Source organism: [Roseibacterium] beibuensis (assembly GCF_039542305.1).
Lineage (GTDB): Bacteria > Pseudomonadota > Alphaproteobacteria > Rhodobacterales > Rhodobacteraceae > Roseibacterium > Roseibacterium beibuensis.
Map to the genome: position 1 here is coordinate 936,287 of NZ_BAABHW010000001.1, position 15,462 is coordinate 951,748.

The window sequence follows — 15,462 nt, forward strand, 5'->3', positions numbered from 1 at the left end:
CGGTCGATCAGTAGGTGCGGATCAGGCCCACCAGTTTGCCCTGAACGGCCACTTGGTCCTCTCGCAGCACGCGGGTTTCATAGGCGGGGTTGGCCGCTTCAAGGGCGATCATGCCGCCGCTGCGCCGGAACCGCTTGAGCGTCGCTTCGTGCCCTTCGACGAGGGCCACGACGATATCGCCATTGTCCACGGCAGAGCTTTCCTCGATCACGACGATGTCGCCATCGTTGATCCCGGCTTCGATCATCGAGTCGCCCCGCACCTCAAGGGCGTAATGGCTGCGGCCCGAACTCAGCATCTGTTGCGGGACCGCGACATGCGCCGCGACCTCGCTGATCGCCTCGATCGGGGTGCCGGCGGCGATCCGGCCCATCACGGGCAGATCGGTCGCCGTGGCCGCAACGGGCATCGCGCCTGAGGGGGGCGGCGCATCGGGGCGGTCGCCATCGATCACGCGCGGGGTAAACCCGCCGCTTTCCATCGCCTCGGGCATTTTCACGATCTCGATCGCGCGCGCCCGGTGGGCGAGGCGGCGGATGAAGCCCCGCTCTTCCAAAGCGGTGATCAACCGGTGAATGCCCGATTTCGAGCGCAGATCCAGCGCCTCTTTCATCTCGTCGAAGGACGGGGGCACCCCGTCGCGCTGCACCCGCTTGTGGATGAACTCCAGAAGGTCGCGCTGTTTGCGTGTCAGCATGATCCAGCCTCCTTGCCTCGCGGCGTTGCACCGCCCGCCTGCTCACATTCGTTCACCTTGCGTTCTACACGTGTTCCCGCTGTGTGTCAACGAATCGGAACAGATCAGGTGATGAGCGGCCCGAGGGGGAGGTATTCGACGATCTCGCCCGCGCGTCTGCGCCCGTCGTCGACGGGGCGGACGAGCAGCGCGTTGGCCCGGCTGAAGATCGACAGGAGCGAACTGTCCTGCCGGTCGAAGGGCGTGATCTCGGGCAGGTCGGCGCCGGGAACGACCTCGGCGCGCATGTAGTGTTCGCGCGGCCCGTTCGGGTCGAGATCGGCCATCAGGCGGGCGCGACGGCGGCGGCGCGCGCCCGCGGGCAGCCCAAGGAAGGCCCGCAGCATCGGCACGAGGAACAGATGCCCGCACACCATGGCCGAAACCGGGTTTCCGGGCAGGCCCAGCAGGGCGGCCTCGCCAAGGCGGCCCGCCATCAGCGGTTTGCCGGGGCGCATCGCGATCTTGTAGAAGGCGCGTTCAAGGCCCAGCCCGGTCGCGACCTCTGCCACCAGGTCATGGTCGCCCACCGATGCCCCGCCCACCGTCACGATCAGGTCCGCATCGCTGGCCAGTGCAAAGACCGTCTCAAGGCTCTCGCGATTGTCCCGCGCGATCGGCAAGAGGCGGGCATGGCCGCCCTCGGCCTCGATCAGCGCCTTCAGACCATAGGTATTCGAGGCGATGATCTGATCGGGGCCGGGGTCTTCGCCGGGGCTGACCAGCTCGTCGCCGGTGGCGATCAGCGCCACCTCGGGGCGGCGCGTGACCGAAAGGGTTGGCGCGTTCATCGCGGCGGCCAGCGCGATGTCGGCCGGTGACAGGCGGCGCGGCGCCTCGATCCGGGCGCCTTCGCGAAAATCCGCCCCCGAGGGGCGCAGGTGCAGGCCGTGATCCAGCGTTTTTCCCAGCGTGATCGTGTCGCCATCCACGGTCACGTCTTCCTGGATGACGATGCGGTCCGCGCCCTCGGGCACGGGCGCGCCGGTGAAGATCCGTAGGGCCTCGCCCGGCCCGATGCGGCCAGACCAAGCCCGGCCAGCCGGGGCCTCGCCCACGACCCGCAGGCGGCGGCCGGGGATCGCTTCTATATCGCGCACGGCGTAGCCATCCATGGCCGAGGCGGCGAAGGGCGGCTGGTCACGCTTGGCGAAGACCGGGTCGGCCAGAACGCGCCCCGCGCCTTCGGCCAGCGGCACGGTCTCGGCCTCCAACGGGCGGGTCAGCGCAAGGCAGGCAGAGAGGGCTTCCTCGACGGTGATCATGCGCGCGCCCCGGCCTCGTACCGCCCGGATTTGCCGCCATCCTTCAACACGACGCGCAAGCCGCCGATTTCCATGGATTTTTCGGCGGCTTTCAGCATGTCATAGACGGTCAGCGCGGCGGTCGACGCGGCGGTCAGCGCCTCCATCTCGACGCCGGTTTGCCCGGTGGTCTTGACGGTCGCCTCGATCCGCACGCCGGGCAGGTCCGCGTCCGGGGTCAGGTCGACCGTGACCTTGGTGATCGGCAGCGGATGGCACAGCGGGATCAGCTCGGCGGTTTTCTTCGCCCCCATGATCCCGGCCAGACGGGCCACGCCCAGCACGTCGCCCTTCCTGGCATCGCCCGTGGTGACGAGGGCCAGCGTCTCGGGCTGCATCCGCACATGGCATTCGGCCACGGCGATCCGCGATGTGACGGCCTTGTCGGAGACATCGACCATATGCGCCTGCCCGCCGGCATCGAAATGGGTGAGCTTGCCTGACATCACGCCTCCACCGGCAGGGGATCGGCGAGCAGGGCGCGGGTGGCCTCGGTCACATCCGCCTGCCGCATCAGGCTTTCGCCGATCAGGAAGGTGCGCGCCCCGCAGCGGGCCATCTCGGCCAGATCGTCGGGCGTGAACAGGCCCGACTCCGAGATCACCATCCGGTCGTCCGGCACCCGCGCGGCCAATGTGCGCGTCGTCTCCAGCGTGGTCTCGAAGGTGTTGAGATTGCGGTTGTTGATCCCCAGAAGCGGGCTTTTCAGTTTCATCGCGCGGTCCAGTTCCGCCCCGTCATGCACTTCGATCAGGGCGTCCATGCCCCAGTGCCGCGCGGCGTCTTCAAGCTCGGCCGCCTGCCCATCCTCGACCGAGGCCATGATGATCAGGATGCAATCCGCGCCCCAGGCGCGCGCCTCGGCCACCTGGTAGGTGTCATAGAGGAAATCCTTGCGCAGGCAGGGCAGGTTGGAGGCCGCGCGCGCGCGGCTCAGGTATTCCGGCGCGCCCTGGAAGGATGGCGTGTCGGTCAGGACCGACAGGCAGGTCGCGCCGCCGGCCTCGTAGGCACGGGCCAGCACGGGCGGGTCGAAATCTTCGCGGATCAGACCCTTGGACGGGCTGGCTTTCTTGATCTCGGCGATCAGGCCATAGCCGGTGGCCGAGGCCGCGCGGAGCGCGTCGCCGAAGGGGCGGATGCGCGGGGCTGCGCGCGCGGCCTCTTCCACCGTGCTGCGCGGGCGCGCCGCCTTGGCGGCGGCGATCTCTTCCAGCTTGTAGGCCTTGATCTTGTCGAGAATGGTGCTCATGCGGCCCCTCGTTGACGATGGCTGGGGTGCGCCGTGGCGCACCGTCTCAGGTGGTTTCAGGCGGCCGATGTCACCCGCGCCAGCGCCTCGACCGCGGATTTGGCGCGTCCGGAATCGATGCTGTCGGCGGCCATCTCGGCCCCCTCGCGCAGGCCGCTGACCTTGCCCGCCACCACCAGCGCGGCGGCGGCATTCAACAGAACGGCATCGCGGTAAGCCCCCGGCGCGCCATCCAGCAGGGCACGGAAGGCGGCGGCATTCTCGGCGGGCGTGCCGCCAAGGATGTCGCGGAACGGGTGTTCGGGCAGTCCGGCCTCTTCGGGATGCACCTCGCGCCCCGTGATCTTGTTGTCCTTGAGTTCCGCGACCGAGGTCGCGCCGGAAATCGAGATCTCGTCCGTCCCGTCCGCGCCATGGACCAGCCACGCGGCCTCGGAGCCGAGCGCCTGCAACGTCTCGGCCATGGGGAAAATCAGGTCGATGGCGAAGGCCCCGGTCAACTGCCGTTTCACGCCCGCGGGGTTGGTCAGCGGCCCGAGGATGTTGAAGATCGTCTTGCAGCCAAGCTCCTGCCGGACGGGCATCACGTGTTTCATGGCAGGGTGGTGCATCGGGGCCATCATGAAGCCGATCCCGGCCTCGGTCAGCGCGCGTTCAACCACCTCCGGCCCGACCATCACGTTGACGCCCATCTCGCCCAATGCGTCCGCCGCGCCGGACTTGGAACTGAGATTGCGGTTGCCGTGCTTGGCCACCGGCACGCCGGCGCCCGCCACCGCAAAGGCCGTCGCGGTCGAGATGTTCAGCGTCCCCTTGCCGTCGCCGCCGGTGCCCACGATGTCTATCGCGCCCTCGGGCGCTTTGACCGACGTGCACTTGGCGCGCATCACGGCGGCGGCGGCGGCATATTCGGCGACCGACTCGCCGCGCGCCCGCATGGCCATCAGCAGCCCCGCGATCTGCGCCGGGGTCGCGCGGCCCTCGAACAACTCGTCAAAGGCGTGCTCTGCCTGCGCGCGCGACAGCGGCCCCTCGGAGGCCGCGTAGATCAGGGGTTTCATCGCATCGCTCATGCCGGAACGGCCTCCTTGGCCATGTCGAGGAAAGTCTTCAGCATCGCGTGGCCGTGCTCGGACCGGATGCTTTCGGGGTGGAATTGCACGCCTTCGATGGGCAGCGTCTTGTGGCGCAGACCCATGATCGTGCCATCGTCCAGTTCGGCCGTGATCTCAAGCTCATCGGGCAGGCTGGCGCGCTCGACCACCAGCGAGTGATACCGCGTCGCCAGAAGCGGAGAGGGGAGGCCCGCGAACACGCCTTTGCCCTCGTGGCGGATCTCGCCCATCTTGCCATGCACGATCTCGGAGTGGCGGATCACCTTGCCGCCAAAGGCCTCGCCGATGGTCTGATGGCCAAGGCAAACGCCAAAGAGCGGCACACCCGCCCCGGCGGCGGCGCGCGTCAGCGGCACGCAGATGCCGGCCTGCGCGGGATCACAGGGGCCGGGCGACAGCACGATCGCCTCTGGCTGCAGGGCCAGCGCATCCTGCACGCTCAGCGCGTCGTTGCGCACGACCTTCATCTCGGCACCCAACTCGCCCAGGTAATGGACCAGATTGTAGGTGAAGCTGTCGTAATTATCGATCAGCAGCAACATCGCGCCAGCCTTTCGCGAAAAGGGGTGAAGGCGCGCCGCGCCCGTTGTATACATCTCCCAAAGCCGCGCTTCGGGGTCAAGGCAATGACGACCGGACAAGACGGCGCGGACGGGGCAGATGGCGCCGGGATGAAACGCAGCCCGGCAAACGGCTTGAGCAGGAAGGACTTCGAATGGGGCGCGGCATCTTTCTGGGCGTGATCTGGGGGGCGCTGGTGGCGCTGATCGTATCGGTGGCCGTGTCGCTGTCGACGCCGCTGCCCGAACGGGGACTACGCATGGCCACGGCCCCGGCCCCCGAGGTCGAAAGCGTGTCTCCAACGGCTCTCGGCACGGGCGCAGGGCAGGGCGACGCTCCCGCAGAGGACGAGGCTTCGCCCGACGAGGCCGAGGCGGACGCCGCCCCGCCTGAAACGGCGCCCGAACCCGCCGAGGCTCCAGCGCCCGAACCGGCCCCCACGCCCGAACCCGGCAGCGACCAGCCCGACGCCAGCGGTCCCGCCACCGAGATCCCTCTGCCCTCCGGCAGCGAGTTCAATCGCCCGCCGCCCGAGGAAGAGGCCGCGCTTCCCACGACCGACGAAGCCCCCGCCGCCGCCGCGCCGCGCGCCTTGCCTGCGCCCGATGGCACCAGCCCGCAAGCCCTCGACACCGCGCCGGCGCCGCAACCCGATATCGCGACCGTACCCACCGCGCCCGCGCCGGGTGCGCTCGCCACACTCGACCTTGCCCCGCCGTCCATGGGGGCGGGCGATGCGGCCAGCCCGGCGCGACCGCAGCCCACCGTCCTGCCCAGCCAGGGCACCGAGGCCGCGCCGATCCCGTCCACGCGCACCGCGCCCCTGCCGCAGGTTGTCCCGCCCGAGCCGGACGCTGCAGTCGAGGCCGACGCGGCCCCCGAAGCAGTCACGGAGCCCGCCCCGGTGACTGAGGAGGCCGCCGCTGTCGACCCGGCTCCGACGACGCCCGAGGGCCCGGTTGCCGATGAGGAAGCCCCCGCCTCGCCAGAACCGGTGATCGACCCCGACGCACCTCTGCCGCCTGTCCGCCGCCTCGTGCAACCTGAAGGCAGCGCGCCGGTCGGCCTCGTGACCGAGGATGACCTGAGCACGCCCTCGGTGATCCCGACCGCGCCGGCACCCGCCGTGCCGCAGCCGCCCGCCGCGACCGCCGATCCGGCGCCGCAGGCCGACGCGCCGCAAGAGGACGGCTTCGCGTCCGACGCCCCCGTTCAACCGAGGCGGTTGCGCCCCGGCGAGAGCGGGACCTTGCCTCAGATCACGGCGTCCGTCCCTGAGGCGTCTGAGCCCGCGGCAGACGAGGACGCCGCCGCGCCCGAGCCGGAAGCCGAGGCAGCGACAGGCGCGCTCGCCGCCTATTCCGTGCCTTTCGACAGCAGCGAGACCCGCCCGTTGATCGCCGTCATCCTGATCGACGATCCCGAGGCGGGCCTGGATATCCCCACGCTGACACGGTTTTCCTTCCCGGTCGCGTTCGCCATCGACCCGCTGCGCCCCGATGCCGCCATGCGCGCCGCCGCTTTCCGCGAAGCCGGGTTCGAGGTGCTGATGCTGGGCACGGCGGTGCCCGCCGACGCGACGGCGCAGGATGCCGAGGTCGCACTGTCCGCGGCTTCCGAGGCTGTGCCCGAGGCCATCGCCATCCTCGACACGCCGGACAACCGCATCCAGTCGAACCGTCCGGCGCTCGATGCGGTGGTGGGGCGGGCCGGTGCGGCGGGGCAGGGATTGCTGGCCTTTCCGCGCGGGTTGAACGCCGCCGAGCAAAGCGCGCTCAGGGTCGATGTGCCCGCCGCGACGCTGTTCCGCCTGCTCGATGACGAGAATCAGCGCGCGACCGTCATCACCCGCTACCTGGGGCGCGCCGAGTTCGCCGCGCAGCAGGAAGGTGCGGTCGTCGTCGCCGGTCGCACCCGGCCCGACACGGTAACGGCATTGTTTTCATGGGCATTGTCTGGCCGTGACGAAGGGGTTGCCGTCGCGCCCGTTTCCGAGGTGCTGCGCCGGTCCGTGCAGGACTGACGGTTAACCCAGGCAAAGCCCCGGATGGTCAGCTGTTGCCGCGCCCGGTGAAATGACCCGCATCCTCGGCCGCCTTGCGGATGGCGCGGGACTTGTTCACGGTTTCCATGAATTCGGCCTCGGGGTCGCTGTCATAGACGACGCCGCCGCCCGCCTGGATATAGAGCTTGCCATCCTGCACCACGGCGGTGCGCAGCGCGATGCACATGTCCATGTCGCCCCCGGCGCTGAAATAGCCCACGCCACCGCCATAGACGCCGCGCTTTTCCGGCTCCAACTCGTCGATGATCTCCATCGCGCGCACCTTGGGCGCGCCCGACACCGTGCCTGCGGGCAGACCGGCCAGAAGCGCCGACAGCGCGTCATGCTCCTCGCTCAACTCGCCCACGACGTTGGAGACGATATGCATGACGTGGCTGTAGCGTTCGACGATGAATTCCTCGGTCGGATGAACCGTGCCGATCCTGGCGACGCGGCCCACGTCGTTGCGGCCCAGGTCCAGCAGCATCAGGTGTTCGGCCAGTTCCTTTTCGTCGGCCATCAGGTCGGCCTCCAGCGCGCGATCCTCCTCCGGGGTCGCGCCGCGGGGGCGGGTGCCCGCGATGGGGCGGATCGTGACCTCTCCGCCGAAGACCCGAACAAGGATCTCGGGGCTGGCGCCGATCACCTGGAAGCCGCCGAAATTGAAATAGAACATGAAGGGCGACGGGTTCGTGCGCCGCAGCGCGCGATAGAGCGCGAAAGGCGGCTGCGGGAAGTCGAGCGTCCAGCGCTGCGAGGGCACCACCTGGAAGATGTCGCCCGCGCGGATGTAGTCCTTGGCGGTTTCCACGGCGGCGAGATAGTCGGCTTTGGCGAAATTCGAGACCGGCTCGCCCACTTCCAGCGCCGCGCCCATCTCGCGCGCGGCGGCGGGCGGCGCGCGTTCGAGGTCGCGCAGCGCGTCCGAGACACGCTCGGCGGCCTGCGCATAGGCGGCGCGCGCCGACAGGCCGGACGAGGCCCAGGCGGGCGCCACGACCGTCACCTCGCCTTTCACCCCGTCCAGAACCGCCACGACCGAGGGGCGCATCAGCACCGCGTCGGGCAGGCCGAGCGGGTCGGGGTTCACGTTCGGCAGATGCTCGACCAGCCGGATCATGTCATAGCCGAGATAGCCGAACAGCCCCGCTGCGGCGGCGGGCAGGTCGGGGGGCATGTCGATGGCGGATTCCGCCAGCAGGGCGCGCACGGCTTCCAGCGGCGGCGCGTCGCAGGGCTCGAACGCCTCGCGATCGTAGCGCGCGGCGCGGTTCAGGCGGCTTTCCTCGCCCCGGCATTCCCAGATCAGGTCGGGTTTCATCCCGATGATCGAGTAGCGCCCGCGCACCTCTCCGCCGGTGACGGATTCGAGGATGAAGGCATCGCGTCCGGCCTCGGTCAGCTTCAGCATAAGCGAGACGGGCGTGTCGAGATCGGCCGCCAGCCTTGCATAGACCAGCTGGTTCTTCCCGGCTGTCCAGCCGGCCTCGAAGGTTTGGAAATCCGGGGTCAGGGCCATTACGGGAACGTCGCGTGCACGGCGTTGATCACGCCTTGGTCAAGCTCGATGCCTGCCTGCACCTCAAGCGCCTGCCCGTAGCTTTCGAAAATGTCCTGCGCCAGCGATTGCGTCACGGTCTGGGACAGGATCTGCAACAGGATCGAGGTGTCGGGCGCGTCGCGCGCGGCGGGGTTGATCGCGTCGAGGCGCACGATATGCGCGGCCTCGGCGGCCGGAACCATGACGATATCGCCCGGCTCGTCCAACTGGAACGCCTGCGCCACCATCGTGGGCGGCATGCCGGGTACGAAATCCTGACGGCGGATGAGGCGTTCCTCGGTCACGTCGCCCAGATCCTCCAGCGCGGCGCCCTCGGCCAGTTCGGTCACCAGGTCCGAGGCGCGCTCGGCCACGGCAGCGCGCAGCGCGGTGGCGCGCCAGGCTGCGGAGACCTCGTCCTCGATCTCGTCCAGCGGCGGCAGGCTCGGCGGGATCACCTCGTCAAGGCGCAGCGCGAAAAGCCCGCCATCGGAGAGGTCCAGCAATTCGGGGAAGTCGCCCTCGCGCACGGCATCGGCCGCATCCCGGAAGGCGTCATAGGCCGCGATATCGTCTTCCGAGGTGGCGACATATTCGATCTGCCCAAGGGTCATCGCGGTGAGGTTCGCCAATTCTTCCAGCGTCGCGCCCGAGGCCAGTTCGTCGTCTATCATCTCGCGCATGTCGTCGATCTCGCGTCGGGCGGCGTCTTCGGCCAGTTCCTGGCGCAGGTCGTCGCGGGCCTCTTCGAACGGCACCTCGGTCGCCTGCAACACGGCGTTCACGCGGTAGATCGCGGGGCCGAGCGTCGAGGGCAGCGGCCCGAGAATTTCACTCTCGGTGTCGTTGAAGATCACCTCGGCGGCGGCGGCGGGCAGATCGCCCTCGGCCACCTCGCCGACATCCACGTCTTCCAGCGTCAGTTCCCGCTCGGCGACCAGCGTGTCGAAATCCGTCTCCCCGGCCGCGATCGCGTCGACGGCCTCTTGCGCGGCCTCTTCGGTGCCAAAGACCAGCCGTTCCAGAAGGCGGCGTTCGGGCTGGACGTAAAGCTCGATCCGCTCGTCATAGAGGGTGCGCAAGGTGTCTTCGTCGACCTCGACATCGTCCATGATCTGTTCTGGCGTGATCCAGGCATAGGTGATCGCCTTGGCCTGCGGGCGGATGAAGCGTTCGGGGTTCTCGTCGTAATAGGCGGCGAGCTCCGCGTCCGTCGGCTCGGGCAGACCATCGGCCAGATCGCCCTCGGTCACGCTGAGGATCGAGAAATCGCGCGTCTCGCCCTGGAAGGCGACCAGCGTCTCGGCATAGACGGCAGGGGCCGAAAGGCCGCCCACAACTGCCATTTGCAGGATCGAGCGCGCGGTGTCCTCGCGCACGTCCTCTTCGAACTCGGCCGGGTCGAGGCCCTGCTGCGACAGCACGAACTCATAGCTTTCGCGGTCGAATTCCCCGTCCACGCCCGCGAAGGCGTCGATCTCGGTGATCTGGCGCGCGACCTCTTCGTCGCCGACCGACAGGCCCATCTCCATCGCGGCGTTCGACAGCGCGGCGCGGGCGACCATGGCCTGCAGCACGGCGGTGTCGATGCCTTGCGCGCGCAGATCGGCGAGGTTTACCGGCTCGCCCGTCTCGGCGATGCGGGCGCGGATCTCGTTTTGCAGCGCGCGGGCATAATCATTTGCCGTGATCTCGACATCGCCCACCTGGCCCACGCGCGTGGCCGAGCCGCCGAAGGACCCGATGCCAAAGCCGGCAAGGCCGATCATCAGAAGGCCGAGGATGATCCAGACGAAGACGTTGGAGGCTTTCTTCACAGCCGATTTCGCCATGGGGTTTTTCGTCCTTTCATCGTCGCAATTCCGCCTGTCCGACTTACGCGGAAGGCCGGGGCGGGGCAAGGGTTGCTCAGGGGGTGATCGCGGCCAGTCTCTGCGCCACTTCGGCCAGCCCGTCCGCGTCAGCATTGGCGAAGGCGATGCGGAGCGTCGCCTCGGCCTGTCCGCTGCCGCCCTCTGGTTTCAGCGGGCCGAACATGGTGCCCGGCAGGGTCAGCAGGCCCGCGTCATCCACCAGCCGCTTGGCGACCGTGTCCGAGGGCGCGTCGAACGGGTGGCGGACATAGGCGAAATAGGCGCCGCAGCCCAGAAGCTGCCAGTCGGGAAGGCGCTGGAACCCCGCGATCAGGGCGTCGCGCCGCGCGAGGATCTCCAGCCGTTCGCCGGCCAGCCACTCGGACAGGTTCCGCATCCCCCAAAGCGCGCCGACCTGGCCCACCTGCGGCGGGCAGATGGCAACCGTGTCGAGGAATTTCTCGACCTCGGCCAGCCGCGCCTCCGAGGCCATCAGGGCGCCGACGCGGTGGCCGGTCAGGCGGTAGGCCTTGGAGAAGGAATAGAGATGAACCAGCGTTTCGTCCCAATCGGGATCGGTGAAAAGGTCATGCGGCGCATCGGTAGAGGAATGGAAATCGCGGTAGGTTTCATCGACCAGCAGCGCGAGGCCATGGGCGCGGGCGAGGTCGCGGAAAGCGGCGATGAGCGCGGGCGGATACTCGACGCCCGCGGGGTTGTTGGGGGTCACCAGCACGATGGCGCGGGTGCGCTCGGTGATGAGGTGCGCGGCGCGCTCGGGGTCGGGCAGAAGGTCGTCATCGGTGGGCAGGCCGACGGTGGCCACACCCTGCATGTCCAGCCACATCTTGTGGTTGAAGTAACAGGGCAGGGGCAGGATGACCTCGTCGCCGGGGCCTGCGATCGTCGCCATCGCGGCGCAGAAGGCCTGGTTGCAGCCTGCGGTGACGGCGACCTGCGCGGGGCGGATCGTGCCGCCATAGGCCTTGGACCATTGGCTGGCGAGTTCGTCGCGCAGGTCCTGGTTGCCCAGGACCGGCCCGTAGAGATGGGTGGCGTCATCCTCCATCACGGCGCGGGCCATCGCCTGTTTCAGCGCCTCGGGGGGCGGGTCCACGGGCGCGGCCTGGCTGAGGTTGATCAGCGGACGGTCGGGCGGAAAGCTTTTGCCCGCGATCCAGCGGCGCGCCTCCATCACCGGTGGCGGAAAGGTGCCCCTCACGTTCGGATTGATCGGCTGCATCGCCCCATCCCCGGCCCGGCGCGAAGCACGCGGAGCCCTCGTGTCAAACAGTCGTGATTGCTGGACGCATCCCGCCTCAGAACGGGATCTCGTCATCCATGTCGTTGCCACCCGACGGGCCGCCATAGCCGCCGCCCGAGGGGCCGCCGCGATCGTCGGGGAAGCTGGAGCCGCCGCCGTAGCCGCCGCCCGAGGCGCCGCCGCTATAGCCGCCGCCGCCACCCTGGCCGCCGTCACGCCCGTCGAGGAAGGTCAACTCGCCGGCATAGGGGCGCAGCACGACCTCGGTCGAATACCGGTCCTGCCCGCTTTGGTCCTGCCATTTGCGGGTCTCCAGCTTGCCCTCGATATAGACCTTGGAGCCTTTGCGCAGGTACTGCTCGGCCAGTCGTGCGAGGTTCTCGTTGAAGATCGCGACCGAGTGCCACTCGGTCCGCTCGCGCCGTTCGCCCGTGTTGCGGTCCTTCCAGGTTTCGGAGGTGGCGATGCGCAAATTGCACACCTTGCCGCCGTTCTGAAAGCTGCGCACCTCGGGGTCGCGGCCCAGGTTGCCGATCAGGATCACCTTGTTGACGGAACCGGCCATCTTCGTCCTCCACGCCTTTGCATCAGTCACGCCGCGGACACGGGACGATTCCCGCCGCGGCTCGGTTTCAGCGTTTAGATCACCACAAAAACTTTAATAAAAGGCTTATCGGCGCGGTATTTTTCGCCAAGTCCCTGCGCGGCGAATGGCCGACGCGGTGGCCTGACGCGGCGCAGGCTGGAAATTCCGCGCAAAATCCGTATATTCCGCCCGGTTTTGACGGGGATGGAGAGATCGGATGCGCTTTCGGGGAAGCTTTCGGGTGATCGTGGCCGCGGTCGTCGCGGCGGTGCCTGCCGTGGCGTCGGCGCAAGGCCTGCCCGACCGGTTCGGCAGCGCGTTTACGCTGCTCGATAACCGCGCCTCCACGCAATACCAGTTCTCTGCCCGCCTGCGCCCCGATGCCGAACGTCGCGATGGGATCCCGGCCTATGCCGGTGGGTATTCCGGCCCGTGGCTGGACGTGGCCCGCAGCGCCGCGCGCCGCCATGGCATCCCCGAGGACCTGTTCCTGCGCCTCGTGCACCAGGAAAGCGGCTGGAACCCCGAGGCGGTCAGCCATGCAGGCGCGATCGGCCTGGCGCAGCTTATGCCGGACACGGCCAGCCTTCTGGGCGTCGATCCGACCGACCCGAGCGCCAATCTGGATGCGGGCGCGCGCTATCTGGCGCAGCAATATCGCGATTTCGGTCGCTGGGATCACGCGCTTGCGGCTTATAATGCGGGCCCCGAAGCCGTGCGGGCGCATAACGGCATCCCGCCTTATGCGGAAACGCAGGATTACGTGCGCATCATCCTCGGCACCGGCTGAGCGCGCCTAGGGGATATCCGCCCCGATCTCGACCAGTTTCGCGCGCAGGACAGGCGCGCGCGGGTCACCGGCCTCCAAGGCGAAGACGAAGGCATGGGTCAGGTAGAAGGCGGCGGCGGTGCCGTCGCTGATCTCGGCCGCCTCGGCATAGAGGCGGATCAGCGCGTCGCGGTCATTCATCGCGTGCGCGGTCAGGAGCGCCGCATCGAGCGCCGCGCGCGCCGGATCGGGTGGGACTGGCCCGCCATCGGGCAGCCAGGCCTCGGGTGCGAGGCTCATGCCGTGCCCTCGCGCAAGGCCTCCAACCGGCCAGCGACCCAGGCGTGGAAGCAATGCGTCGGCCCGTCCATCGCGGGCGAAAACCGCCCGCCATCGAAGCCGCTGGCAAAGCGGCCACGCTGCATCCCCTCGACCACGAAGATATCCTCGACGAAGACGCCTTTCCATTGCGTTGCGTTCTTGGCGCGCATCACCTCGTCGGTCTGCGGCTGCGCGTAGTAGATATGCACATGCTCGCGCGTGCGGTCATGGGCGACGGGTTCCAGCACGATGGCGAAGGTGTGGTCGCGATGCACGCCCAACAACAGGTTGGGATAGACGGCCACGTATTCCGCGCCCGTGTCCCACTTGTCCGACAGCCCGTCGAAATCGGGAAAGACCTCTTCCATGGTGCCGCGCAGCTGGCGGTAGACGAGGGTGCCCTGACCGGAATACTGGCCCGGTTGCTCGATATGGTAGTGGTCCTCCAGCCGGGAATAGCTGTTCAGGCCGGGATGGACCCAAGGCAGGTGGTAGCTTTCGCAGTAATTCTCGACGGCGAGTTTCCAGTTGGTGTTCACCTGCAGCATGAAGGTGCTGTCCGCGCCGCCGTGATAGAGCGGGCGGTCGAACTCGGCCCAGCGGGCGATCAGGTCGGCGTGCACCTCGGCGAACTCGGGCGCGTCGCCGGACAGGTTGATGAAGACGACATCCATCCAGACATGGCTGCGCACCTCGACCAGGCCGAGGGTCGCGCGCTCGATGCCTGGGTGGGCGTTCTGGCCCGGCCCGCCGACATGCGGCGTGGCGACCAGGCGGCCATCCTTGGCATAGCACCAGGAATGATAGGGGCAGCGGATCGCGCCCTCGATCTTGCGGGGCTCCTCGACCAGGATCATGCCGCGATGGCGGCAGATGTTGTAGAACACGCGGACCGCGCCGGCGTCGTCGCGCAAGAGCAGAAGCGGCTGGCCAAGGAACTCCATCGGTTTGGCATCGCCCGGTTCGGGCACGTCGGCCCCCACGGCCAGCGCGGCCCATGTGGTTTCCAGGACGGCGCGGTTTTCCTCGGCGATGGTCGCGGGGTCGATGTAATGCGCGTTGGGCAGGCCGTTGGCGCGGTCGATCGGGGCGCGGACGCGATCGAGCGGGGCGGGGCGGATATCCTCGGGCATGTCGGCCTCCGTTGTCTGTCGTGCGGGTGGCCGAAACGGTGGACGGAGGCGGGCAGGGGCGTCTTGCCCGCGGGCGACATGGGGCATGTCGGGATTGGGCCTTGGTGGTGGTGTCAGCGCGGGCCGAGCAGATCGGTGACCGACGCGCCCTCGGGCAGGTCGAGCGCGTCGCGCAGCGCGGCGCGGCCCCGCGCCATGCGCGAGGTGACGGTGCCCATGGGCAGGCCGGTGACCTTGGCGATCTGCGCATAGCTCAGCCCGTCGATGGCGCGCATCCTGAGAAGGCGGGCCTGCCGGGGCGGCAAGCGGTCGAGGGCGGCCAGCGCCTCGGACACGGCCAGGCGGTCGGTGCCCTTGGGCGCTTCCTCCTCGGCGTGGTTCACCAACGCGGGCGGCGGCGGGGCGAGGCGGTGGCTGTCCGGCACGGGGCGCAGGCCCTGGCCGTGGCGCGCCGTGGCGCGGCCGCGCAGCGTGGCGAAGGCATAGGCGCGCAGGTCTTCGACCGGCTTGGCGTCGGGGGCGCCGCGCCGCGCTTCTTCCAGCCGCGCCCAGACACGCAGGAGCGTGTCCTGAACAAGGTCGTCGGCATCCTCGGCGCTGCGGGCCAGCCGCTGCGCGTGCCGCCTGAGGTCGGGAAGAAGGGCCGTGAAGGCGCGCGGGTCCGCCACCGGGGGCGGGGCCAGATCGACCGGGACGAGATCGACAGGGACGGGGAGGGCGGTTTCGTCGTCGTCGCTGGTCATCATCTGGGGCGGTCCCGAAACTGGTGGCACTCGCGCAAGGCTGAGCCTGCGTCCCGCATCCCGTCCAGACCCGCCGTGCCGCGCGCGCGGTGCCCCGCCGATGGCGGGCGGCGATGGGCGAGGCCTTGCCACGCGCGATTTGGATGCGCGGAGCGGCGCCGAGCGAAACCGCCCCGGCGCGCGGGGCCATGCCGATGCCAGGGCAGGTGGACCGGGACAGGGAAGAAACCCGGCGTTCGGC

General features: G+C 69.0%; 15 protein-coding genes. 2 read left to right on the forward strand and 13 right to left on the reverse strand.

Annotation, left to right across the window (positions count from 1 at the left end; translation table 11 throughout):
- Window positions 1-7 precede the first annotated feature (7 nt).
- From lexA to ABD923_RS04725, 6 genes are all read right to left on the reverse strand, one after another.
- Complete coding sequence (gene lexA, locus ABD923_RS04700) at window positions 8-697, reverse strand: transcriptional repressor LexA (protein WP_222187739.1); 690 nt, start codon at window positions 695-697, stop codon at window positions 8-10.
- A gap of 104 nt (window positions 698-801) precedes the next feature.
- The gene (locus tag ABD923_RS04705) at window positions 802-2,001 is read right to left on the reverse strand and encodes a molybdopterin molybdotransferase MoeA (protein WP_259546400.1); all 1,200 of its coding nucleotides are present in this window, start codon (window positions 1,999-2,001) and stop codon (window positions 802-804) included.
- Entirely contained in the window at window positions 1,998-2,486 is a 489-nt protein-coding gene (gene moaC, locus ABD923_RS04710) for a cyclic pyranopterin monophosphate synthase MoaC (RefSeq protein WP_259546399.1), read from the reverse strand. The genes ABD923_RS04705 and moaC overlap by 4 nt, the downstream gene beginning before the upstream one ends.
- Complete coding sequence (gene trpC, locus ABD923_RS04715) at window positions 2,486-3,292, reverse strand: indole-3-glycerol phosphate synthase TrpC (protein ID WP_259546398.1); 807 nt, start codon at window positions 3,290-3,292, stop codon at window positions 2,486-2,488. The genes moaC and trpC overlap by 1 nt, the downstream gene beginning before the upstream one ends.
- Before the next feature lie 56 nt (window positions 3,293-3,348).
- Window positions 3,349-4,365 carry an anthranilate phosphoribosyltransferase gene (gene trpD, locus ABD923_RS04720; RefSeq protein ID WP_259546397.1) on the reverse strand — a complete coding sequence of 339 codons (1,017 nt, stop codon included), beginning with the start codon at window positions 4,363-4,365 and terminating at the stop codon, window positions 3,349-3,351.
- Window positions 4,362-4,949, reverse strand: a complete 588-nt coding sequence (locus ABD923_RS04725) for an anthranilate synthase component II (RefSeq protein ID WP_259546396.1) — start codon at window positions 4,947-4,949, stop codon at window positions 4,362-4,364. Before ABD923_RS04725 ends, trpD begins: the two co-directional genes overlap by 4 nt.
- A gap of 173 nt (window positions 4,950-5,122) precedes the next feature.
- Here ABD923_RS04725 and ABD923_RS04730 point away from each other — a divergent pair, with 173 nt between their 5' ends.
- A complete protein-coding gene (locus tag ABD923_RS04730) occupies window positions 5,123-6,991 on the forward strand; it encodes a polysaccharide deacteylase family 2 protein (protein WP_259546395.1) in 1,869 nt (622 codons plus the stop codon).
- A 28-nt stretch (window positions 6,992-7,019) separates the two neighbouring features.
- On the opposite strand, the gene trpE is transcribed toward ABD923_RS04730, so the two are convergent.
- The 4 genes from trpE to ssb all read right to left on the reverse strand — a co-directional run bounded on the left by trpE (window position 7,020) and on the right by ssb (window position 12,234).
- On the reverse strand, window positions 7,020-8,531 hold the full coding sequence (gene trpE / locus ABD923_RS04735; RefSeq protein WP_259546394.1) for an anthranilate synthase component I: 1,512 nt from the start codon (window positions 8,529-8,531) through the stop codon (window positions 7,020-7,022).
- A complete protein-coding gene (locus ABD923_RS04740) occupies window positions 8,531-10,384 on the reverse strand; it encodes a peptidylprolyl isomerase (RefSeq protein ID WP_259546393.1) in 1,854 nt (617 codons plus the stop codon). Before ABD923_RS04740 ends, trpE begins: the two co-directional genes overlap by 1 nt.
- A 76-nt stretch (window positions 10,385-10,460) precedes the next feature.
- On the reverse strand, window positions 10,461-11,648 hold the full coding sequence (locus ABD923_RS04745; protein ID WP_259546392.1) for an aminotransferase: 1,188 nt from the start codon (window positions 11,646-11,648) through the stop codon (window positions 10,461-10,463).
- Between the two features lie 76 nt (window positions 11,649-11,724).
- Window positions 11,725-12,234, reverse strand: a complete 510-nt coding sequence (gene ssb / locus ABD923_RS04750) for a single-stranded DNA-binding protein (RefSeq protein ID WP_259546391.1) — start codon at window positions 12,232-12,234, stop codon at window positions 11,725-11,727.
- A 238-nt stretch (window positions 12,235-12,472) separates the two neighbouring features.
- Between ssb and ABD923_RS04755 the strand changes: the two genes are divergently transcribed.
- Window positions 12,473-13,045 (forward strand): lytic transglycosylase domain-containing protein, encoded by a 573-nt coding sequence (locus tag ABD923_RS04755; RefSeq protein WP_259546390.1) that lies wholly within the window; start codon window positions 12,473-12,475, stop codon window positions 13,043-13,045.
- Window positions 13,046-13,051: 6 nt separating this feature from the next.
- On the opposite strand, the gene ABD923_RS04760 is transcribed toward ABD923_RS04755, so the two are convergent.
- From ABD923_RS04760 to ABD923_RS04770, 3 genes are all read right to left on the reverse strand, one after another.
- On the reverse strand, window positions 13,052-13,324 hold the full coding sequence (locus tag ABD923_RS04760; RefSeq protein ID WP_259547466.1) for a hypothetical protein: 273 nt from the start codon (window positions 13,322-13,324) through the stop codon (window positions 13,052-13,054).
- Complete coding sequence (locus ABD923_RS04765) at window positions 13,321-14,478, reverse strand: aromatic ring-hydroxylating oxygenase subunit alpha (protein ID WP_259546389.1); 1,158 nt, start codon at window positions 14,476-14,478, stop codon at window positions 13,321-13,323. Before ABD923_RS04765 ends, ABD923_RS04760 begins: the two co-directional genes overlap by 4 nt.
- Window positions 14,479-14,591: 113 nt before the next feature.
- The gene (locus ABD923_RS04770) at window positions 14,592-15,224 is read right to left on the reverse strand and encodes an RNA polymerase sigma factor (RefSeq protein ID WP_259546388.1); all 633 of its coding nucleotides are present in this window, start codon (window positions 15,222-15,224) and stop codon (window positions 14,592-14,594) included.
- Window positions 15,225-15,462 lie beyond the last annotated feature (238 nt).